This window comes from Columbia Basin potato purple top phytoplasma (assembly GCF_028595955.1).
Taxonomy (GTDB): Bacteria; Bacillota_I; Bacilli_A; order Acholeplasmatales; family Acholeplasmataceae; genus Phytoplasma.
The window spans coordinates 1-21,560 of the sequence record NZ_JANHJP010000003.1; the positions used below are offsets into that span (position 1 = coordinate 1).

Below are 21,560 nucleotides of genomic sequence, written 5' to 3' on the forward strand. Positions count from 1 at the left end.
TCAGATATAAAATTTTCTTTTGGAGATCAAAAGTGTATTTTTTATCCATGTTTAAATTCATTTGAATTTTAAAAGGTGGATTTTTAATGTTTTTTAAAAGCACTGTTGTTTCATAAAGATCCGAATAATTTAAATATAAAGTTTGATTATCCAGGTTATAATTGGTTTTTTGATTATTGAATAATAAATAAATCTTAAAATAAGGTTGTTTGATTAAAAAATTAATTATTTCTTTTAAACTATTTAAATATTTATTCATTTTTTTAAAATCTCCTTTTTTGGTTTTAACTAATTTCTTTAAATAAAAAAATAAGCCAAACCATTTTTTTATATTAACTATAAAAAAATAGTTTGACTTAAAACTTAACTTAAAATTGTATAAATCGAATGGAGCTTCAACCTAATTATAAAATTATACATAAAAAAACAAGTTTAACACTTATAACAATTCCGTTTAATAAGATTTTTACTTGTTTTTTTATTATATTTTTTTTATAACAATAAAAATTAATAGCTAAATAAATTCGAATAAACTTTTATTGTTTATAATTATAATTAGTTATTTCTAATTTTTTTTATTACGTAAAATATTAAAAAAAGATAGATAAAAAAAGGTAGATAAAATAATAATTTATACAAACAACTTTTTATAATTTCATCAATCCAACAGAAAGATATAATTTTAATATGTCAGATATAACAGGTTTTTTTTTAATTAATAAAGAAAAAGGAATGACATCCCATGATGTAGTTCATAAAATTAAAAAAAAATTTAATTTTATGAAAGTCGGTCATACTGGAATTTTAGATCCATTAGCCGAAGGATTATTAATTATTTTAATAAACAAAGCGACTAAATTATCTTTTTTATTCGAAAAATTAGATAAAACATATCAAGGTAGTATGATTTTTAATAAACATTTTGATACTTTAGATATAACAGGTAAATTAATTTATAAAAAAGAAAATATTTTATATTTAGAACAAATAAAAAAAAGTTTTGCTTTCTTTAATAAAAAAAAATATTTGCAAACACCACCAATGTTTTCGGCCATCAAAATCAAAGGAAATAAAATGTATGATTTAGCAAGAAAAAATATTCAAATAGATATTCCGCCTAGAGAAGTTAACATTAAAAATTTAAAAATAACTTCTGCTTTAGTAAATGATTCAATCCATTTTGAAACTAAAGTATCGAAAGGTACTTATATAAGAAGTTTAATCAGGGATATTGCGTCTAAAATGAATGTATATGGTTCATTAAAAACTTTAAATAGAATTAAAGTAGGCCCTTATAATCTTAAAGATGCTCATAACATTGATTCAATCGACATCAAACATTTAATAGACATTAAAATACTCTTTAGAAAAGAACAAAAAATTATTTTAAATGATTACTTAATTAAATTAGTTAAAAATGGTATTATATTAGATGAAAGACAAATTATAACTCAAAAACCTTTTATTGTTTTAAATCAAAATAAAAATTGGATCGCTTATTATATCCCCAAAGAAAAAAATAAATATTATCCTAAATATTTTTTTTAAAATTTTTTGCTTCACACAAAAATAAAATAAAAATAAAAAAATATTTTTTATAAATCAATTAAAAATTAAATAAATTCTTCTGGATTTAAACGTTGAAATAATTTTGTTTCTAATTTGATTTCTTTATCTTGAGTAATGCCAAAATTTTGTAAACTTTCAAAATTATTTGATTCAGATTTAATTTGTTTTAAAATATTATTAGATGTTTCTGGTAAAAAAGGTTGTAATAAAACGCCTATAAAACGTATTGTTTCTACTAAATTATATAAAACAAAATCTAATTTATCTAAATTATCTTTATCTTTGTTTAAATTCCATGGTTGTGTCAAATCAATATATTTATTGCATAAACGAGATAATTTTAATATACATTCTAAAGAATCACCTATTTTATATGATTCCATAAAACGGCGGACAGATAACAAAGTTTGTGAAGCTTCTTTAGATAAATCAATAACTTCGAATTCTTTAACGGGATTTAAATTTTTTCTTAATTTTCCGTTTTTATATTTAACTATCATACCTAAAGTACGGCTTAATAAATTTCCTATAGTATTAACTAAATCAGTATTATATCTTTGAAATAAAAGATCATAAGTTAAAACGCCATCAGAATTATAAGGGATTTCATGTAAAACAAAATAGCGAATAGCATCTACAGAAAAAATTTTTAATAAATCGTCTGCATATAAAACATTATTTAAAGACTTAGACATTTTTTTATCATTGAATAAAATCCAAGGGTGAATTAAAAATTTTTTCGGCAAAGGTAAATCTAAAGCCATTAATAAAATAGGATAATAAATCAAATGAAATCTAATAATATCTTTGCCTATAACATGAAGACCACAAGGCCAAAATTCTTTAAATTTATCACTTGTGTCATTATTAAAAAAAGGATAATTCAAACCTGTAATATAATTACTTAAAGCGTCTATCCAAACATAAAGTACATGTTTTGGATCAAAAGTTAAATCAATACCCCATTTAAAAGAAGTTCTAGAAATAGATAAATCAGTAAGAGGTGATTTTAAAAGATTTAAAATTTCTTTTTTAATATTCGAAGGTAAAATTAAATGAGGATCATTATTTAAATATTTCAATAATTGATCTTGATATTTAGATAATTTAAAAAAATAAACTTCTTCTTTGATCCAAATAGGTATTTCTCCGTTAACTGTTTTTCCATCAATTAAATCTTTTTCTGAAATATAACTTTCTTCATTAACAGAATACCAACCTTCATATACACCTAAATAAATATCACCTTTTTTTAAAAGTTTTTGAATAATATTTTGAACTCTTTTTTTATGTAATGGATCACTTGTTTTAATAAAAAAATCATATTCAATATTCATTTTTTTATAAATGGCTTTAATTTGATCAGAAATTTGATCAACATAATCTTGTGTCTTTAAATTTTTTTGTAATGCTTTTTTTTCTATTTTTTGTCCGTGTTCATCTGAACCTGTTTGAAAATAAACATTATAACCTTCTAATTTTTTAAACCTTGCTACTACATCAGCTAAAATCATTTCATAAATATTACCAATGTGAGGAATATCAGAAGCATAAACAATAGAAGTAGCAATATAAAAATTTTTTTTCTTAGATAATGCATTCATTCAACTTTACGCAACCCTTTTTAATTTTTTTGAACTTTAATTTTATTATAAATTATTTTTTTAGATATTTTACGTGCTTTAGAGACTTGAATTAAAGATTCTTTTTCGCTATAACCTTGTTCTAAGAAAAAAGAAACATGCTCTTCTAAAGTTAAATCTTCATATAAATGATTTTGTTTATTAGTTTCTATCACTAAAACATATTCACCTTTTAAACATAATTCTTCTTTTAAAATTTCGCATAAAGAACCGTTAATAATAGTTTCGAATTTTTTAGTTAATTCTCTAGAAAGAGAAATATTTCTATTACCATAACAATCATGAATCAAGGTTAAAGTATCTTTTATTCTTTTAGATGATTCATATAAAATCAAAGAACCTTCAAAAAAACGATATTTTAATAAAAGTTTTTTTTTCATTTCTTTTTTTTTAGGTAAAAAACCTAAAAAAAGAAAAGGAGTCTCAAAAGAAGAAAGAACAAAAGCAGATAAAAAAGCAGATGGACCGGGCACAATAGTTACATTAAAACAAGCTTTTTTTACTTCTTGGACCAAAAATAAACCTGGATCACTTATCAAAGGAGTACCAGCATTACTAATCAAAGCTAAATTTTTTTGTTTTTTTAACAAAAATAAAACTTTTTGAAGTCTTTCTTTTTCATTATATTTATGCAAAGAAATCAATCTATTTTTAAAATTATAAAAATTTAATATTTTAGAAGCTATTCTAGTATCTTCGGACAAAATATAATCAACTGTTTTTAAAATTTCCAAAGCTCTAAAACTCAAATCTGACATATTTCCTATAGGTGTTGCTACCAAATATAAAAGATTTTTCTTTTCAACAAAAGTTTTTTGAATAATCACCATATATTTAAAATTAAACTTTCTTATAAGATTCTAATTTTTTCTCTATTTTAATTAATAAACCTATAAAACAAAAACGATGTTCCAAAATATTTTGATCTTGCTCTATTTTAATTAAAAAATTTAAAATATCTAAAGTTAATTGCATAGATAATTTATTATAAAACAAATGATCTAATAAAAAATTAGACCAAATATAAAAAAAATGATTTTTTTTATAACATAAATCTGAAAAAAAACTTACCAAAAGACATAAAAAATCATTCACAAAATATTTATTTCGAATTAAAAAACGACTATGAAAATATAATTTAGAAACTACTGTTTTTTCAGGTAAATTGTTTAAAAAAAATAAAAAAAACTCTTGTAAATCATGAAAATAATTATCTATTTCTATTTTACGATTTTTTTGTAAAACTGAAATCAAAGTTTTATCTAATTCATTTAAATATTTTTTTGCAACTAAATCATAATTATATTCATCATCTAAAGAAAAAAACTGAGCCCGAGATAAAATAGTAGAAAGGACAAGATGATGATCCTTTGTAAATAAAATACCTAAAGTATTTTCATTAATAGGATTTTCTAAAAAATAAAGCAAACTATTAGATGTTTTATAAGATATATTTTCTATGCCATCTATCACATAAACTTTTCTTTCTTGTACCAAAGAAGTTTTACTAAAATATAATTGCATTTCTAAAATTTGTTCTTTTGTTATATTTATGCCATTAGAATCTAAATAATAAAAATTAGGATAAGAAAAAGTTTGTATAAGTGCTTTGTTTAAAAAACCAGCAGAATTTTGGTTTTTTAAAAAATCATATACCAATTCAAACATAAAAGTTGTTTTATCTTCATCATTATTACTCTCTATTAAATAAAGATGAGTTAATTTTTGATTTTGAATGATAATTTTAAATTTCTGTAATAAATTGTTTTTATTTTTCATATTTTTTTTCAATAATTTGATCAATTTTCTGCTCAATAATTTCTTGAATTTTATCCAAAGGAAGAGTAGCATCTATTTTATAAATTCTATCAGGATATTGATTACAAAGTTCTAAATAACCTTTTCTAACTTCTTCATGAAAATTATCAGGTTGCAAATCAAAATATTCTATTTTATTTTGTCTTTTAGTTTTTAATCTTTGAAGTCCGACTATCGGATTTAAATCTAAATAAAGAGTTATTTTAGGTAAATATTGCATAGCTAACAAATTAATTTGTTTAATAAAATCTATACCTAATTTTCTAGCATACCCTTGATAAGCCATAGATGAATCAAGATAACGATCACAAATAACAATTTTATTTTCTTTTAACGCAGGAATAATAACTTGTCTTAAATGTTCTGTTCTATCGGCTGCATATAATAAAGCTTCTGTATAAAAATCAATTCTTTTATAATATTTCATTAAAATTTTTCTAATTTCAATATTAAACAAACATCCACCTGGTTCTTTAGTCAAAAGAACTGAATATTTTTCGCTCATTTTTTTAAATAAAAAACGAGATAAAGTTGTTTTTCCTGTACCTTCGCAACCTTCAAAAGAAATAAACATTATCATTTTCCTTTTTTAATAAAAAATTTTTGTTAAACAAAGACCTTTAGCCGGAGCTACAAAAGAGAATTTTTTATTATTTTGAATTTTAAACATATTCAATAAATCTTTTAAATTTTTTTTTCTTTGACCTATCAAAATCAAAAAACCTACTAAAAAAAGAATCATTTGCTTCAAAAAGCCTTTTCCATGAAAAAATAAAATAAAATTATTTTCATTTTCTTCATAAGAAACTTTATAAATTATTTTAACTGTGTTTTTTTTAGAATCTTTATTACTAGTGAATAAAGCAAAATCTTTTTCACCTTCTAATAAAGAAAGAGCTTCAACAATAAGAGCAAAATCAATATTTTCAATATATACTTGAAAACGACAATTAAAAGGATTTAATTTTTTTTTAGAAAAAACATATTTATAAATTTTAGATTTTGCATCATAACGAGCATGAAAAAGAGACTTTGGAAGTTCAATATTTAACACTTTAATATCGTTGGGCATTACTTTGTTTAAAGCTTTTTTTAAAGAATCAGGTTCAATCCAAAAATCAGTATTAAAATGAAGAATTTGTCCTTCAGCATGAACCCCTTTATCAGTACGACTAGCTGCTATAGTTAAAATTTTTTGTTTAGTAATTTTAAATAAAAAATATTCTAGAACTGATTGAATTGTTATCGCATTAACTTGTTTTTGATAACCATGATAATTAGTCCCATCATAACTCAAAATTAATTTATAAATAAATTTTGCCAAATAAAAAAACCTCTTTATTATTATTTTCTCATAAATTCAAAAATAATATTTTTTTAAGCATAAAAACTAAATATAAAAAAAGACAAAAATAAAAAAAATATAAAAATATCATATCTTTTTATTTTATAAACATTAAATTTAGTTTTAGGTTTGCCCAAAACATATCCTCTAGTTTCCATTGCGTTAGCTAAAGCAAAGGATTTTTTAAAAGATAAAATAAGAATAGGAATTAATATTGAAACTAAATATAAAATTTTTTTTAAAATATTTTTAGTATAAAAATTAAGGCCTCTAGATAACTGAGCTTTTATAATTTTTTGACTTTCTTCTATCAAAAAAGGCATAGACAAAAAAATTAAAGACATCATAAGAGAAAACATTTCAACAGGAAATTTAATTATTTTGAAAGGTTTTAAAAGAAATTCTAAACCATCTTTTATTTCGACGAAAGAAGTTGTTTTGCTAATTAAAAAATTAACCATAAAAAATAAACAAATACGAATAAAAATAAAAAAAATATTTAAAAGAATTTTTTTATTATAATATAATTTCAAAAAAAATTCTTGATCTTTATGTAAAAAAGAAGGTAATAAACAAAAAAATACAAACATAAAAATAAAATAAATATTTTTATAAACTCTATTTGTAAAAAGAAAAAACGATATTAAATATAGAAATAAAATAAGAAATAAAAATAAAGCCAAATTATTAGGAAAAATAGAAAAAGAAAAAAAATTTTCTGTTTTAGGATTACTAGACAAATTAAGAAAAAAACTTAAAAAAACAAAAAATTTGAAACTCAAAATTTGCCTTATTAATATTCTAAAAAAATTAGGAACAATATTCAATAATAAATAAAAAATAAAAAGAAAAAATATAAAATAACAAATATAAAACAATATTTTAAAAGATGTTAATTCAGAATTTAAATCTAAATTTAAACTAAAAATAATTTTAAAAATAAAAATAAATAAAATAATTTTTATAGAAGGATTAATTTTATATATAAAAGATTTTCTTTCTAAAGTAGATTCATATTTATCATTTTTTTTATTAATCATTTCCATAAAAAAATTACAACCTTTATTATAAATTTTGTTTAAGATATTTTAATAAATCTTCATAAGAAAATTTATATTCAAAAGGAATACCTAATTCATGATTTAAAAATTTTAAAAGTTTAAAAGTTTGCGGTTCAGATAAACTGAATTGTGATAAATTATAATTTTGAAAAAAATCTTCTTTAGGGCCGAAAAAAATAATTTTACCTTCATCTAATAAAATAATTTTATTAGCATATTCAGCTATTAAATCCATATCATGAGTGATAAAAATAATAGTATTGCGTTTATCTTGATTTGTTTTTTTTAAAACATTCATAATATCTTTTTTACTATAAACATCCAATCCTCTAGTAGGTTCATCTAAAATTAAAATAGATGGTTCTAAAGCTAAAACACCAGCAATTGCAACTTTTCTTTGTTGTCCTCCGGATAATTTAAAAGGAGAATTTTCAAATAAATCTTCAGTTATTCCTACTTGTTTTAAAGCTTTTATAGCTTGCTCTTTTGCTTCTGCATCATTTTTATTAAAATTTTTAGGCCCAAACATAACATCTTTTAAAATAGTGTTTTCGAAAATCTGATTTTCCGGAAATTGAAAAACCAATCCTATTTTTTTTTTCAAAGAAATTAAATTTTGTGGTAATACTTTTTTATCTATTTTTTCTCCGAAAATATCTAAATATCCTTTAGAAGGCAATAACAAACCATTCATTAATTGAACTAAAGTAGATTTTCCTGAACCTATTTTACCTATTATAGCTATAAAATCATCTTTAGATTCTATATTTAAATTAATATCGTCTAAAGCTGGTTTTTCTTTTTTATTATAATAAAAAGTTACATTTTTGAATTGTATTGCCATAAACAATCCTTTAATTCTTGTAATTTTTTTGGATTTATTTTAGATAAATCTTTATCTTTTTGTAATTCATAATAAATCTTCATTCCTAAAGGTAAATAATTAAAATATTTTTTTAAAAAAGAAAAATCTTTTAATAAATTTGAAATTTTATCATATTTCCATAAATAATATTTATCTAATGCCATAATTGCATCACTTCGAAAAGCAAAAGACAAATCATGAGTTATAGTGATCAAAATTTTATTTTTTTGTTTATGAATATTTTGAATAATATCATAGATTTCTTTGGAACTTTGAGGATCTAAAAAAGATGTAGGTTCATCAAAAATAATAATATCTGGTTCCATAGCTAAAACAGAAGTTATTGCTACTTTTTGTTTTTGTCCTCCAGATAATTCTTGAGGTTTTTTATGTAATAAATGCCGAATATTCAACATACTAGAATATTCATCAATTTTTTTACGAATTTGTTCTCGAGGCAACAATTTATTTTCTAAACCAAAAGCAATATCATTTTCAACATCAAAACCTACAAATTGATAATCAGGATTTTGAAAAACAATACCCATCGAAGAACGTACTTCTAATAAATTATCTTCTGTCAATTCCTCATTATTAATAAAAATTTGACCTTTATTAGGACTTAATAAGCCGATTAAAAGTTTAGCTAAAGTAGTTTTTCCTGAACCATTATCTCCGATTAAGGAAACCCATGTTCCTTTAGTAATTTCAAAATTCAAATTGTTTAAAATTTTTTTATCTTTATAATTAAAATTTAAATTTTTAACAATTATCATTTTAATAATTTCCTATTTAACCATTTTTTGTTTAATTTTTAATATTTTTATTAATTAATATATAACAAAATATTTATAAATATAATAAAAAAATATTATTCAAACATTAAACAAATAAAATAAAAGCCATCGGAGCTGAATCGCCTCTACGGCATTCACTTTTAATAATTCTTGTATAACCACTTATTCTATCTTTATATTTAGGAGATATATCTTGGAATAATTTTTTTAAAACCGTTGTATTTGAATCAATTTTTTTATTAAATAAAAAAGTTGAAGCTAATCTTTTAGAATTTAAAGTATTTTTTTTACTTAAGGTAATTAATTTATCAATTACTTTTCTGACTTCTTTAGCCCTAGATTCAGTAGTAAATATACGTTCATTTATAATTAAACTAGCAACTAAATTTTTTAATAAAGATTTTCTATGAGATGAATCACATCTTAATTTACTATAAGCCATAATATCACTATATATATTTACACCTTTTTTTAATTATTGTAAATGTTTTTGTTTAATTCTTTATTTATAAAAAAGCTATAATTTTTTTATTATAAATAAAGAATTCTAAAAATAAAATTAAAAATTTATTTAAATAAATTTACATAAATAAATTCAAAATTTTTTTATTAATAAAAAAATATCATCATATATGATATTTAAAAAATAGAAAAATCTAATTATTACTATCTTTAAAATGTAAATCTAATTCTTTCATTTTTTGTTTTAATTCTTCAAAAGATTTTTTACCTAAACTATTTAATTTACAAATATCTCTTTCGTTTTGTTTAACTAATTCTTGAACTGTGTTAATACCTGATTTTTTCAAACTATTAAATAATCTTACTGATATCTCTAATTGATCGATTTTTAAATTTAAAGCATGATTATAACTTTCTATCTTAGGTTCATAAATAAAATTTTTATTGCGAATCTGTGGATTCAAATCAGTTAAAATATTAAAATGATCAATCAAAATTTTAGATGCCGTAGATAAAGCTTCTTTAGGAGAAATAGATTTATTTGTTTCAATTTCTATAATTAATTCTTCTTTATTATTTATTTTTTGTTCTACATTATAAGCTACTTTTGCAACTGGACTATATAAAGAATCAATTGCAATAACTCCGAATTGATTTTTAATATAACTCTTATTATCATCAGCAGATACATAACCAATACCTTTTTTAATAGTAACTTCTATTTTAAAAGGAATATCTTTAGATAAAGTGGCTATTATTTGATCTTTATTAAAAATTTCAACGCCTGCAATAGGTTGAAAATCAGCAGCTGTTACTACTTTTTCGCCAACAACATCTATTTTTAATTTCTCTTCAAAATCTTCTTCTTCTGAATTCACTCTAATAACAACTTTTTTTAAATTTAAAATAATAGACATAACATCTTCATAAATACCTGGTATAACACTAAATTCGTGATCTACACCTTCAATTTTAACATTTACAATAGCAGCCCCCGGCAAAGAAGATAATAAAACTCTTCTTAAAGAATTACCTATTGTAATTCCTAAACCTCTTTCTAAAGGTTGAATAACAAACTTCCCGAAAGATAAATCTGGTTCTTCTTGTTGAATTAGAAAATTAGGTTTTATAAATTTTAATTTTTTCATTATAATAATCCTTTTTTATAAATTAGTTATTATCCACGAGGACGTTTAGGCGGTCTACAACCATTATGTGGTATAGGTGTAACATCTCTAATAGCAGTAATTTCTAAACCAGATTCTTGTAAAGAACGAATAGAAGTTTCTCTTCCTACTCCAGGACCTTTTACAAAAACTTCAATCTGTTTCATTCCTTTTTCTTTTGCTAAAGAAGAAACTTTTTTAGCCACTTGTTGAGCAACATATGAAGTAGATTTTTTACTATTTTTATAACCTACTAAGCCACCGCTACACCAAGAAACAGTATTACCTTCTAAATCTGTAATAGTTATAATAGTATTATTAAAAGTAGCTTGAATATGAGCTATTCCTACAGGAACATTTATTTTATTTTTTTTTAATTTAGTTCTTCTTTTTTTCTTAACATTTGAAATATTTTTTTGAGACATAATTAAACTGTTCTACCTGCCCCTTTATTGAATTTTTTATCTCCTGCAACAACTTTTTTACGGCTTTTTTTAGCTGTTTTAGCATTATTTCGAGTTTTTTGACCTCTAACAGGTAAACCTCTCCAATGATGAATGCCTCTGTCGCATCTTATTTCTTTTAATCTTTTAATATTTAAAGCGATCTCTCTTCTAAGATTACCTTCTATATTCAATTTATTACATTCATTTCTAATAATAGATAATTGATTTTCATTCAATTCACCAATTCTAACATTTTCCTCAATGTTTAATTTATTCAATATTTTTTTGGCAGTAGAAAGCCCAATGCCATAAAAATTATTTTTTAAAACAATAAGTATTCTTTTATTACTAGGAAATGTTTTTAACATTTTGGCCATTCTTCCAAACAACTCCTTTACTTTTAACCTTGCCTTTGATTATGACGACGTTTTTTTTTATTTATAACATAAACCCTTTTTTTACGACGTACAATAATATCATCAGGACTAATTTTTTTAACAGAAGCTCTAACCTTCATTGATGAGTACTCTCCTTTTTTAAACGATAAATAATACGACCTTTATAATCTACTTGCACTTTATCACCTACTAATATATTTATTCTACGAGTTCTTATTTTACCAGAAATATATGCAATAATAACTCTATCATCAGGAAGTTTTAATTTAAAAGTTGCATTAGGTAATGCAGCAATAACTATAGCATCGGAAACTTTATTATCATTAACCATTTATTTTAATACTTTCCTTAATTAATTTTTTTTTATTTATGTTAAAATGTCATATCCTTCATCAGTTACTAAGATAGTATGTTCAAAATGAGCACTTAAGCTTAAATCTGAAGTAATAGCGGTCCAACCATCTTTTAATATTTTAACTTCTTTGCTTCCTAAAGTAAACATAGGTTCAACACAGAAAGTCATTCCTGGTACTAAAATATAATCTTTATCTACAAATTTAAAATTAAAAATATAAGGTTCTTCGTGAAGTCTAGTACCTATACCATGACCTGAAAAAACTTCTATTATACCATAATTATGAATACGGCCTATTTCAGCAATAGCATAAGAAATATCTGAAATTTTGTTTCCAGGTTTTATCTGATTTATTCCTAAATATAAAGCTTTTTCAGTATTTTCGATAAATCTTTTTACTTTCATAGGAACTGTTCCTAAAATATAAGTATAAGCCGAATCGACAAAATAACCTTTATATTTAATACCTAAATCAATAGTTACTATATCTCCGTTTTTTAAAATTTTTTTTTTAGAAGGTAATCCATGAACTACAGCTTCATTAACAGAAATACAAATATGACCACCAAAACCTTGATAATCTTTAAAAGCAGAAACAACTCCATTTTTTTTCATTAATTCGAAAGCGATCATATCTAATTCAAAAGTAGAAACACCTATTTTTAAAAAATTTAATAATTCTGTTCTTATGCAGGATAAAATTTGGCCTGCTTTTCTCATTATAGTAATTTCATGAGAGGATTTAATTGATAACATAAAAAATAAATAACCTCTAATTTATATATGATTCACTTTTTGTAAATTTAAAAAATTTTACTATAAGTATTTTTTACATTCTTTTCTTTTTTAATATTTTGTATAGTTTCTATAGCAACGCCAACAACAATTAAAAGACTAGTTCCGCCAAATTTAATATTTCGAGATATTTCATTATTAAAACAAAAACTAATTACATCAGGAGCAGCAGCTAAAAAAGTTAGAAAAAAACTCCCAATACAAGTTAATTTAAATATTTCATAAGTTAATTTTTTAACAGTAGGTAAGCCTGGTCGAACATCTTTTAAATAAGCGTTTTGTTTCGATAAATGTTCTGAAATTTCCGTAGGATTAATGGTCATAAAAGATGAAAAGAAAGAAAACAACATAACTAATAAAAGATAAACAAAAAAATATATTCCTAAATAAGAACGTGAGTCAATAAAAAAATTAATAAAATTAATGGATTTAGGAAAAAATATTTTTATATAATTAGTTATATTTAAAAAAGTATCAGCAATAATAATTGGTAAAACACCAGATGTATTTAATTTAAAAGGAATATGATTATCTATTTTATCATTATGTTGGTCAACAGCATAATTAATAGGAAGTTTTAAATAAGCTAAAGATAAATAAATAGTTAATATTAATAAAATAAAAAAAGAAAATAATACTAACAAACGTTGATACAAAAACGGATTATTGTAATCTAATAAATACTTAAAAGTATTAAATAATTTATCAATTATCCCTATAACTATTAAAAGAGAAATCCCGTTGCCTACTCCTTTAGAAGTTATTAAATCAGCTAACCAAATAGAAATAAAAACGCCAACTACTGAAAAGAAAATAACAATAAAATGAAATACAATCCAATCTTCGTATTTTATCGTTAATAATTTAGCCAAATAAATCGGATTTTGTTGTAACATTAAAAAACTTTGAGCTATAGCAATTAAAATTGTTAAAACTCTAGTTACTATATTAATTTTATACTTACCTTTATCTCCTTGTTTTTGCCATTCTTGAAAGAAAGGAAAAACTTTTTGAGCAAATTGAATTATTATAGAAGCAGTAACATAAGGGATAACACCTAATGCTAAAAGAGAACAAGAATTATTTGAAAACAAAAAATCATTTTCGCTAGATTTTTTTTTTAATGATAAAACCGAATAAAAATCTTCACCTAATAAAGGGATAAAAATTTTAGTACCAATAACATAAATAAAAACAAGAAACAAAGTAAAAAAACATTTTTTAATTATTTTTTTTCTATCTTCTAAAAAACTAATCAATTTCAACATCATAAAATTACCTTATTATTTCTATGTATTACTATTATCATTTTTATCAATAATATCTTTTGCCTTCTGAGACATTTTACAATCTTGAACAATTATTTTTTTAGTAAATTCGCCTTTAGATAAAATCTTAACAGGTAATTTATCGTTTTTAATTATTTTCTTTTTCAATAATAATTCTTTTGTTACTAAAGTGCCATTTTCAAATATTTCTAAATCTTTCAAATTAACTATATGATATTTAACTTGATTAAAATTATGAAACCCTCTTTTTGGAATTCTTTGAGCAAAAGGTGTTTGGCCACCCTCAAATCCTAATCTAGTGCCGCCACCAGAACGAGCTAATTGACCTTTATGACCTTTGCCTGAAGTTTTGCCATTTCCGCTTCCAGGACCACGTCCTAAACGTTTAATTGTTTTTCTAGCACCTTTAACTGGTTTTATCAAATGTAACATTTTTTTTAATCGCTCTCTTTGCTACAAATTTCTTTAATCAAAACTAAATGATTAATTTTTTTAAGAATTCCCCTAACAACTTGAATATCTTCTTTTATAACTTTTTGATTAATTTTTTTTAAACCTAAAATATTAGCATTTTTAACTTGATTAGGTGTTCTGCCAATTAAACTTTTTTTTAATGTAATTTCTAATTTCATCATTTATTTTTACCTTTAAATCTGGAAATTAAATTAATACCACGAATTTTTTCAATATCCTTTGCAGTTCTTAAACTTTGTAATCCATTCATTATAGCTCTTAAAACATTGATAGGAGTTCTTGATCCTAAAGATTTAGCTAAAATATCGTTAACTCCTAATAATTCAAAAACAGTCCTAGCTGCTCCGCCAGCAATAATTCCTGTTCCTTTAGCAGCAGGTTTTAATAAAGTTTTAGATGCTCCAAACTTACCAACAACTTCATGAGGAATAGTAGTGCCAGAAAAAGAAATTTGGATTAAATTTTTCTTAGCTTTTTCTAAAGCTTTTTTAATAGCATCTAAAATTTCTTGAGCTTTAGCACTTGCGAATCCAACTTTACCTTTTTTATCTCCAACAACAACTAAAGCAGAAAAACGTAAACGGCGACCACCTTTTACAACTTTAGTAATTCTATTAATAAGAATTACTTTCTCTTGAAAAATATTATTTACTTTTCTAGGATTAAATTTATCTCTTTGGATATTCGCGCTTATCAAAATATTAATCCTTCCTCTCTTGCGATATTTGCTAAAGCTTTTATGCGTCCATGATATAAACGTCCATTACGATCAAAAACAACTTTATTGATTCCTTGCTTTAAAGCTTTTTGAGCAATAACCCTACCAACATCTAATGCTACTTTTGTATTAACCACGTTAGCTTTTAATTCTTTGCTATGAACACTACATAAAGTAACTTTATTTTGATCATCGATTATCTGAACATAAAAATATTTATTCGAACAAAAAACATTTAAACGAGGTTTATCCGGTGTACCTATTATTTTTTTTCTTAAACGTAAATGACGTTTTTGGCGCAATTTTTTTGATGATTCTTTATTTATCATTATATAAATAAATGTCCTTTCTTATTTTTTAGCACTTTTTCCTGCTTTACGATGAACATATGCGCCAAATAAACGCATACCTTTACCTTTATAAGGTTCTGGTTTACGTAATTTTAATATTTTGCCTGCTATTTCTCCTACAAATTGTTTATCTATACCTTTAACAATAATTTCTTTATTTTTTATAACTTCTATTTCTATACCAGAAGGAATAGGTAAAGTAACAACATGAGAAAAACCTAAATTAAAAATTAAATTAGAGCCTTCTTTTTTAGCAGAATAATCTAGACCAACGATTTCAATTTTTTTTACAAAAACATTAGTTAAACCTGAAATCATATTAAATAATAAAGCTCTAGTTGTCCCATGAATTTTTTTCGTAAAAAAATGATCATTAGGTCTTGAAACTTTAATCAATTTATCTTGAATATCAATATTTAAAAGAGGATTGATTTGATATTTTAAATGATGTTTAGAAGATGTAATATATATTAAATTTTGTTCTTTAAGTTCCACCTTTATTCCTTCAGGAATAAAAATAGGTTTTTTGCCCACTCTCGACATTATAATCTCCTTATATAATTACCAAATATAAGCTAGTACTTGCCCACCTATATTATTTGATATAGCTTCATAATCTGTCAAAATACCTTTTGAAGTGGAAATCAAAGCTATTCCTAAACCATTCAAAACTCTAGGTATTTTTTTAACAGAAACATTTTTAGATACTCTTTTTAAACCTAAAATAGCTCTTTGTTTTTTGTCATGATATTTTAAATAAATAATAATACTTTTTTTAGAAGATCCTTCTACACGAAAATCTTGAATAAAACCTTCTTTTTTCATAACTTTTAAAAGTTCTATTTTTAATTTAGAAGCAGGTACCGAAACTTTATTGTAAAACATTATATTAGCATTTCTTATTCTTGTTAATAAATCAGCGATAGGATTTTTTATCATCATTATTAATCTCTCCCTTACCAACTTACTTTCTTAACGCCAGGTATTTCACCTTTATTAGCTAATTCACGAAATTTAATTCTAGATATCCCAAACTTTCTCATATACCCTCTTGGTCTCCCATCAATTTGATCTATATTTTTAAGACGTACTGGAGAAGATTGTACAGGAAGTCGTGATAAACCTTCATAATCTCTTTTGTGTTTTAATTCAAGACGTTTTTCTATATATTTCAAAAATAATTCTTTTTGTTTTTTATTTTTAACAATTTTAGATTTTTTAGCCATTAAAAACTCCTTATTTTGTCGCTTTATATCTATTATACATTTTTTTTCTTAAAAGGCATTCCATAAAACTCTAATAATTTTTTGGCATCTTCATCATTTTTAGCTGTAGTAACAATACAAATATCCATACCACAAACTTTTTTAACTATATCAAGATCAATTTCAGGAAAAACAATCTGTTCTTTTATCCCTAATGCATAATTACCTCTACCATCAAAAGATTTAGGGCTAAGACCTCTAAAATCTCTTACTCTAGGTAAAACTATTTTAATTAATTTATTTAAAAAAAATTCTTTTTTATAACCTCTTAAAGTAACTTTTAATCCAATTGGCATGCCTTCTCTTAATTTAAAATTAGAAATTGATTTTTTAGCTTTCACAACAACAGGTAATTGACCACTAATCAAAGTTAATTGTTCGTAAAAATCATCTATAATTTTTACATCAGCAACAGCTTCAGCGCCAACACCCATATTAATAACTATTTTATCAATTTTAGGAATTTGCATAACTGATTTAAAATTAAAAATTTCTTTTAAAGCAAAAAATGAATTTTTTGTGGTATTTTCAATACTTTGTTTTTTCATTTAATATCTACCTTCTTAATTATGAAAATTTATCAAAGTGCCACTTTTTTTAGCATAACGAACCTTTTTGCCTGATTCATAACGAAAACCAACACGAGTTGGAATTTTTTTCTCAGGATCAATCAAAGCCACATTGGAAATATGAATAGGCATTTCTTCTTTAACTATATTTCCTTTTTCTCCATCTTTAGAAGAACTTTTATGTTTAGAAACTATATTTACGCCTTCAACCAAAACTTTTTGTTCTTTAAAAAAAATTTTTATTACTTTTCCAGTTTTAATATTTTTAGTTTTATTACCTTTTTCATCAACACAAAAACGATCTTTGCCTGAAATAATAGCAACTATATCTCCTGTTTTAATATACATCACTTACAATCCCTCATATTACGAAAACTTTTTCAGCTAAAGAAAGAAATTTAGAAAATTTACTATCCTTTAATTTTTGATTTTTTACTACAGGTCCAAAAATTCTTGTTCCTTTTAAAGTCATATCATCTTTAATAATAACTACAGCATTATCATCAAACTTAATATAAGAACCATTTTTACCTGCTAAACCTTGTTTAGTGCGTAAAATTAAAGCTTTAGATTTTTCACCTGATTTTATCATACCAGAAGGAATGCTTTTTTTAACAGAAACTACAACCACATCCCCTATCTGGGCATAACGTTTTTTACTTGAACCTGGAATATTAATAACTAAAACTTCTTTAGCACCGCTATTATCAGCTACTTTTAAGCGACTATTTATTTGAATCATATTATTTTTTTACCTTATCTTTGCCCAAAATAATATTTAATAAACGAAATTTTTTATTTTTAGAAATAGGCCTAGTTTCCTCGAAAGATACAAGATCTCCTAATTTAGCAATTTCATTTTCATCATGAATATAAAATTTACTAGTTTTTTTAATTTTTTTATCATATAATCGATCTTTTTTATAATAATCAACTGAAACAATAATTGTTTTTTGCATTTTGTCAGAAACAACAACACCTGAAAAAACTTTTCTATTATTATTACGCATACTCTTCAACCTCTTTTATAAAAATATTTTTTAAGTTATAAAATGAAAAATTTGTGAATGTTTTTAGATTATCCACAAATTATCAAACACAAATCATAATTAAAAAGAAAAATTAATTTTTTTCTAAAGATGTATCGTTTTGAATATCTTTTTCAGTATCTTTATCCAAAACAGAATCATTTTTTAATTTTATATTTTTGTTTAAATTTTTAATTTTGGAAATTTCTTCTTCTCGAATAATCGTCTTAATTTGTCTAATGATTTTTTTTATTTTACGAATACGAGATGTATCTTTTAATTTAACTAAATTTAATTGTATCCTAGCATCAAACAATTCTTTTTTTAAAGAAACATATTTTTTATTCATTTCATCTATAGACATTTTACGAATTTCTTTAATTGTCATGATTCCTGGCCTCTTTTAACTATTTTTGTAGTAATAGGTAATTTATGAGAAGCCAATCTTAAAGCTTCTATTTCTGCTTTATCTAAATTATTGGCATCTTTTACTTCAAAAAGAATTTTTCCTTTTTTTACAACTGCAACCCATAGTTCAGGACTACCTTTACCAGAACCCATCCTAACCTCTAAAGGTTTTTTTGTTAAGGACAAATAAGGGAAAATATTGATCCAAACTTTTCCTTCTCTTTTCATATGACGAGTCATTGCGATACGAGCAGATTCTATCTGTTGGCTAGTAATCCATGATCCTTGTTTAGCAATTAGACCATAATTACCATTAATAATTTTATTTTTACCTTTCGCCTTGCCTTCATAACTTATACGATGAGGACGAAGACGAGATTTATTAGTCTTTTTTGGCATTAACATAATGATTTTTTTACCCCTTTTATTATATTAAGACGTATTTTTTTTAAAATATTTTTTCTCAGCGAAATTCTTCTTATTAAAATGTTTTTTATTATCATATTGAGAAGCAAATATTTGTCTAGTATCAGAAATAGTCTTATTAGGCAAAACTTCACCATGATTAATAATCACTTTAACCCCTAAGACACCATAAGTAGTATGAGCTTCTTCGCAAGCATAATCAATATCAGCTCTCAAAGTGTTTAAAGGAACGACGCCCATAGAAATAGATTCTTGTCTAGCTTTTTCAGCTCCACCCAAACGACCTGTAATAATAATTTTAATACCTTTAACGCCGCTTCTTAAAGCTTTTTGAACAGCTGATTTTTGAACAGCTTTATAAAAAGCTCTTTGTTGTAGTTGTATTGCTATATTTTGAGCTACTAAAACAGCAATTTTATTAACAGCTTTTACTTCAAAAATATTAATTTGAATTTTCTTTTTAATTAAATTTTCTATTTTACTAACTAAACTATTTTTATTTTTATTATCTGGACCTTGAATCAAACCTATTTTAGAAGTATATAGTTCGATCTCAATAACTTCATCATTCGTTTTTTTTAAACGTTTTATTTCTATTTGAGAAATAGTTGCTTTAGGATAATGATTTTTAATTAAATTTCTAATTTGAAAATCCTCGCAAACCAAAGAAGGAACTTGTTTATCTTCGGCATACCATTTAGATTCCCAAGTGCGAATAATTCCTAATCTTAAACCATTAGGATTGCTTTTTTGACCCATTTATATTATATCTCCTGAGTTTCTTTTTTACATTTAGAAACAAATATTTTGATATGACTAGTTCTCTTTTTTCTTTTATCTGTTTTTCCTTTAGCTCTAGGAAATAAACGAGGTAAAGAAATACTTTCATTAACAAATATTTCTTCTACATATAAATCATCTTTATTTAAATTAAAATTATGAACAGCATTAGCTACCACACTTTTTAACAATTTCAAAACAATAGGAGCAGCTGATTTTGAATTTAAAGTTAAAATAGCTTCCGCTTCTTTAATTTTTTGACCACGAATTAAATCAACAACCAAACATACTTTTCTAGGCGTAACAGGTATTTGACTTGCTACCGCTTTAACCTTCATATATAAATACCTTCTTTAAATTATTTTTTTTGATTTTTCTTATCACCTTTAGCATGACCACGAAAAACACGAGTAGGCGAAAATTCTCCTAATTTATGACCAACCATATCTTCTGTAATAGAAGAAATAATATACTCTTTACCATTATAAACAGCAACTTTATGCCCAATAAAAATAGGTAAAATTACACTTGAACGAGAATGAGTTTGAATAATTTTTTTATTTTTATTCTTACTTTGTTTCATTATTTTAGATAAAAGGGATTTATCACAAAAAGGACCTTTTTTAATCGAACGAGTCATATTTATACACCTCCAAATCTATTTTTTACGATTTTTTTAAAATTAATTTATTAGAATTTTTATTTTTTTTACGTGTTTTAACACCAAGAGCTTTTTTGCCCCAAGGAGTCATAGGAGCTTTGCGTCCGATAGGTGCTCTTCCTTCTCCACCGCCATGAGGGTGATCATTAGGATTCATCGCTGCACCTCTAACTCTAGGTCTTATAGATAAATAACGAGTTCTACCTGCTTTACCATTACGAATCAATTTGAAAAATTCATTACCTAGCACTCCTATTGTAGCTTTACATTCAGCTAATATTTTTCTTGTTTGTCCGGAAGATAAATTTAAAACAACATATTTATCTTCTTTTTTAACTATTCGAGCTGAAGTACCTGCACTACGTGCTATTTGACCTCCTTTACCAGGTTTTAATTCAATATTATGAACCAAAAAACCTTCAGGAATATCCTTCAAAAGCAAAGTATTTCCTACTCTAATATCAGATTTTTTTCCTGAATTTATTATATCACCTATCTTTATATCTTTAGGAGTCAAGATATATCTTTTTTCTCCGTCTACATAATGAATTAAAGAAATATTACAATTACGATTAGGATCATATTCTATAGTAGATAATTTACCAGGTACATTTTCTTTATTACGTTTGAAATCGATAATACGATATTTTTGTTTAACTCCGCCGCCTCGATGTCTTACTGTTATTTTACCTTGATTGTTTCTGCCACCTGTACTTTTTTTAGGTACTAATAAACTTTTTTCAGGTATAGAAGTCGTAAGTTCTTTGAAATCTTGTAATCGCATATTACGATGTCCATTAGATGTAGGCTTATATTTTTTAATAGCCATGAATAACAAAACCTTTCTTAGATTTGAACAAATGAAAATAAAT

The 21,560-nt window shown here is 23.8% G+C and carries 35 protein-coding genes; 1 reads left to right on the forward strand and 34 read right to left on the reverse strand.

Going from position 1 to position 21,560, the window contains the following annotated elements; all coding sequences use genetic code 11:
* On the reverse strand, positions 1-259 hold a 259-nt coding region (locus M8044_RS00750), incomplete at its 3' end, for a hypothetical protein (RefSeq protein WP_273585169.1).
* 437 nt (positions 260-696) lie between these two features.
* On the opposite strand from M8044_RS00750, the gene truB reads away from it, so the two are divergent.
* Positions 697-1,548 carry a tRNA pseudouridine(55) synthase TruB gene (truB, locus tag M8044_RS00755; RefSeq protein ID WP_273585245.1) on the forward strand — a complete coding sequence of 284 codons (852 nt, stop codon included), beginning with the start codon at positions 697-699 and terminating at the stop codon, positions 1,546-1,548.
* Positions 1,549-1,613: 65 nt separating this feature from the next.
* On the opposite strand, the gene metG is transcribed toward truB, so the two are convergent.
* The 33 genes from metG to rplB form a co-directional block, all read right to left on the reverse strand.
* Complete coding sequence (gene metG / locus M8044_RS00760; RefSeq protein WP_273585170.1) at positions 1,614-3,173, reverse strand: methionine--tRNA ligase; 1,560 nt, start codon at positions 3,171-3,173, stop codon at positions 1,614-1,616.
* A 20-nt stretch (positions 3,174-3,193) separates the two neighbouring features.
* Positions 3,194-4,042, reverse strand: coding sequence for a 16S rRNA (cytidine(1402)-2'-O)-methyltransferase (gene rsmI / locus M8044_RS00765; RefSeq protein ID WP_273585171.1), 849 nt, complete (start codon positions 4,040-4,042; stop codon positions 3,194-3,196).
* Between the two features lie 10 nt (positions 4,043-4,052).
* Positions 4,053-4,991 carry a hypothetical protein gene (locus M8044_RS00770; RefSeq protein WP_273585172.1) on the reverse strand — a complete coding sequence of 313 codons (939 nt, stop codon included), beginning with the start codon at positions 4,989-4,991 and terminating at the stop codon, positions 4,053-4,055.
* The gene (tmk, locus tag M8044_RS00775; protein ID WP_273585173.1) at positions 4,981-5,604 is read right to left on the reverse strand and encodes a dTMP kinase; all 624 of its coding nucleotides are present in this window, start codon (positions 5,602-5,604) and stop codon (positions 4,981-4,983) included. Before tmk ends, M8044_RS00770 begins: the two co-directional genes overlap by 11 nt.
* A gap of 15 nt (positions 5,605-5,619) precedes the next feature.
* Entirely contained in the window at positions 5,620-6,354 is a 735-nt protein-coding gene (gene truA / locus M8044_RS00780) for a tRNA pseudouridine(38-40) synthase TruA (protein ID WP_273585174.1), read from the reverse strand.
* 53 nt (positions 6,355-6,407) lie between these two features.
* Entirely contained in the window at positions 6,408-7,421 is a 1,014-nt protein-coding gene (locus M8044_RS00785; protein WP_273585175.1) for an energy-coupling factor transporter transmembrane component T, read from the reverse strand.
* Between the two features lie 19 nt (positions 7,422-7,440).
* Positions 7,441-8,280 carry an ATP-binding cassette domain-containing protein gene (locus tag M8044_RS00790; protein ID WP_273585176.1) on the reverse strand — a complete coding sequence of 280 codons (840 nt, stop codon included), beginning with the start codon at positions 8,278-8,280 and terminating at the stop codon, positions 7,441-7,443.
* Complete coding sequence (locus M8044_RS00795) at positions 8,256-9,077, reverse strand: ATP-binding cassette domain-containing protein (protein WP_273585177.1); 822 nt, start codon at positions 9,075-9,077, stop codon at positions 8,256-8,258. Before M8044_RS00795 ends, M8044_RS00790 begins: the two co-directional genes overlap by 25 nt.
* A 106-nt stretch (positions 9,078-9,183) precedes the next feature.
* A complete protein-coding gene (gene rplQ / locus M8044_RS00800) occupies positions 9,184-9,540 on the reverse strand; it encodes a 50S ribosomal protein L17 (RefSeq protein ID WP_273585178.1) in 357 nt (118 codons plus the stop codon).
* Positions 9,541-9,754: 214 nt separating this feature from the next.
* Positions 9,755-10,708 (reverse strand): DNA-directed RNA polymerase subunit alpha, encoded by a 954-nt coding sequence (locus M8044_RS00805; protein WP_273585179.1) that lies wholly within the window; start codon positions 10,706-10,708, stop codon positions 9,755-9,757.
* Positions 10,709-10,737: 29 nt separating this feature from the next.
* The gene (rpsK, locus tag M8044_RS00810) at positions 10,738-11,151 is read right to left on the reverse strand and encodes a 30S ribosomal protein S11 (protein ID WP_273585180.1); all 414 of its coding nucleotides are present in this window, start codon (positions 11,149-11,151) and stop codon (positions 10,738-10,740) included.
* A 2-nt stretch (positions 11,152-11,153) separates the two neighbouring features.
* Positions 11,154-11,549 (reverse strand): 30S ribosomal protein S13, encoded by a 396-nt coding sequence (rpsM, locus tag M8044_RS00815; protein ID WP_273585181.1) that lies wholly within the window; start codon positions 11,547-11,549, stop codon positions 11,154-11,156.
* A gap of 23 nt (positions 11,550-11,572) precedes the next feature.
* Positions 11,573-11,689: a 50S ribosomal protein L36 gene (rpmJ, locus tag M8044_RS00820; protein ID WP_273585182.1), complete on the reverse strand. Its 117-nt coding sequence runs from the start codon at positions 11,687-11,689 to the stop codon at positions 11,573-11,575.
* A complete protein-coding gene (locus M8044_RS00825) occupies positions 11,686-11,901 on the reverse strand; it encodes a translation initiation factor IF-1 (RefSeq protein WP_273585183.1) in 216 nt (71 codons plus the stop codon). Before M8044_RS00825 ends, rpmJ begins: the two co-directional genes overlap by 4 nt.
* Positions 11,902-11,937: 36 nt before the next feature.
* Positions 11,938-12,681 carry a type I methionyl aminopeptidase gene (gene map, locus M8044_RS00830; protein WP_273585184.1) on the reverse strand — a complete coding sequence of 248 codons (744 nt, stop codon included), beginning with the start codon at positions 12,679-12,681 and terminating at the stop codon, positions 11,938-11,940.
* 47 nt (positions 12,682-12,728) lie between these two features.
* Positions 12,729-13,991, reverse strand: coding sequence for a preprotein translocase subunit SecY (secY, locus tag M8044_RS00835; protein ID WP_273585185.1), 1,263 nt, complete (start codon positions 13,989-13,991; stop codon positions 12,729-12,731).
* A gap of 18 nt (positions 13,992-14,009) precedes the next feature.
* Positions 14,010-14,441: a 50S ribosomal protein L15 gene (gene rplO / locus M8044_RS00840; RefSeq protein ID WP_273585186.1), complete on the reverse strand. Its 432-nt coding sequence runs from the start codon at positions 14,439-14,441 to the stop codon at positions 14,010-14,012.
* Between the two features lie 5 nt (positions 14,442-14,446).
* A complete protein-coding gene (gene rpmD / locus M8044_RS00845) occupies positions 14,447-14,644 on the reverse strand; it encodes a 50S ribosomal protein L30 (protein WP_425306202.1) in 198 nt (65 codons plus the stop codon).
* Positions 14,641-15,177, reverse strand: a complete 537-nt coding sequence (gene rpsE, locus M8044_RS00850) for a 30S ribosomal protein S5 (RefSeq protein WP_425306204.1) — start codon at positions 15,175-15,177, stop codon at positions 14,641-14,643. The genes rpmD and rpsE overlap by 4 nt, the downstream gene beginning before the upstream one ends.
* Positions 15,177-15,530: a 50S ribosomal protein L18 gene (gene rplR, locus M8044_RS00855; protein ID WP_273585187.1), complete on the reverse strand. Its 354-nt coding sequence runs from the start codon at positions 15,528-15,530 to the stop codon at positions 15,177-15,179. The genes rpsE and rplR overlap by 1 nt, the downstream gene beginning before the upstream one ends.
* A 21-nt stretch (positions 15,531-15,551) precedes the next feature.
* Positions 15,552-16,094, reverse strand: a complete 543-nt coding sequence (gene rplF, locus M8044_RS00860; protein WP_273585188.1) for a 50S ribosomal protein L6 — start codon at positions 16,092-16,094, stop codon at positions 15,552-15,554.
* An 18-nt stretch (positions 16,095-16,112) separates the two neighbouring features.
* Complete coding sequence (rpsH, locus tag M8044_RS00865; RefSeq protein WP_273585189.1) at positions 16,113-16,493, reverse strand: 30S ribosomal protein S8; 381 nt, start codon at positions 16,491-16,493, stop codon at positions 16,113-16,115.
* Positions 16,494-16,507: 14 nt separating this feature from the next.
* On the reverse strand, positions 16,508-16,777 hold the full coding sequence (gene rpsN / locus M8044_RS00870) for a 30S ribosomal protein S14 (protein ID WP_273585190.1): 270 nt from the start codon (positions 16,775-16,777) through the stop codon (positions 16,508-16,510).
* Positions 16,778-16,809: 32 nt separating this feature from the next.
* Complete coding sequence (gene rplE, locus M8044_RS00875; protein ID WP_273585191.1) at positions 16,810-17,364, reverse strand: 50S ribosomal protein L5; 555 nt, start codon at positions 17,362-17,364, stop codon at positions 16,810-16,812.
* Between the two features lie 15 nt (positions 17,365-17,379).
* Positions 17,380-17,733, reverse strand: a complete 354-nt coding sequence (gene rplX / locus M8044_RS00880) for a 50S ribosomal protein L24 (RefSeq protein WP_273585192.1) — start codon at positions 17,731-17,733, stop codon at positions 17,380-17,382.
* A 13-nt stretch (positions 17,734-17,746) separates the two neighbouring features.
* Entirely contained in the window at positions 17,747-18,127 is a 381-nt protein-coding gene (gene rplN / locus M8044_RS00885) for a 50S ribosomal protein L14 (RefSeq protein WP_273585193.1), read from the reverse strand.
* Between the two features lies 1 nt (position 18,128).
* On the reverse strand, positions 18,129-18,395 hold the full coding sequence (gene rpsQ, locus M8044_RS00890; protein ID WP_273585194.1) for a 30S ribosomal protein S17: 267 nt from the start codon (positions 18,393-18,395) through the stop codon (positions 18,129-18,131).
* 112 nt (positions 18,396-18,507) lie between these two features.
* On the reverse strand, positions 18,508-18,801 hold the full coding sequence (gene rpmC / locus M8044_RS00895) for a 50S ribosomal protein L29 (RefSeq protein ID WP_273585195.1): 294 nt from the start codon (positions 18,799-18,801) through the stop codon (positions 18,508-18,510).
* Positions 18,798-19,226: a 50S ribosomal protein L16 gene (gene rplP, locus M8044_RS00900; RefSeq protein ID WP_273585196.1), complete on the reverse strand. Its 429-nt coding sequence runs from the start codon at positions 19,224-19,226 to the stop codon at positions 18,798-18,800. Before rplP ends, rpmC begins: the two co-directional genes overlap by 4 nt.
* A gap of 27 nt (positions 19,227-19,253) precedes the next feature.
* Entirely contained in the window at positions 19,254-20,006 is a 753-nt protein-coding gene (gene rpsC, locus M8044_RS00905; RefSeq protein ID WP_273585197.1) for a 30S ribosomal protein S3, read from the reverse strand.
* A gap of 5 nt (positions 20,007-20,011) precedes the next feature.
* Positions 20,012-20,365 (reverse strand): 50S ribosomal protein L22, encoded by a 354-nt coding sequence (gene rplV, locus M8044_RS00910; protein WP_273585198.1) that lies wholly within the window; start codon positions 20,363-20,365, stop codon positions 20,012-20,014.
* Between the two features lie 20 nt (positions 20,366-20,385).
* On the reverse strand, positions 20,386-20,667 hold the full coding sequence (gene rpsS, locus M8044_RS00915) for a 30S ribosomal protein S19 (RefSeq protein WP_273585199.1): 282 nt from the start codon (positions 20,665-20,667) through the stop codon (positions 20,386-20,388).
* 25 nt (positions 20,668-20,692) lie between these two features.
* Entirely contained in the window at positions 20,693-21,517 is an 825-nt protein-coding gene (gene rplB, locus M8044_RS00920) for a 50S ribosomal protein L2 (protein WP_273585200.1), read from the reverse strand.
* Positions 21,518-21,560 lie beyond the last annotated feature (43 nt).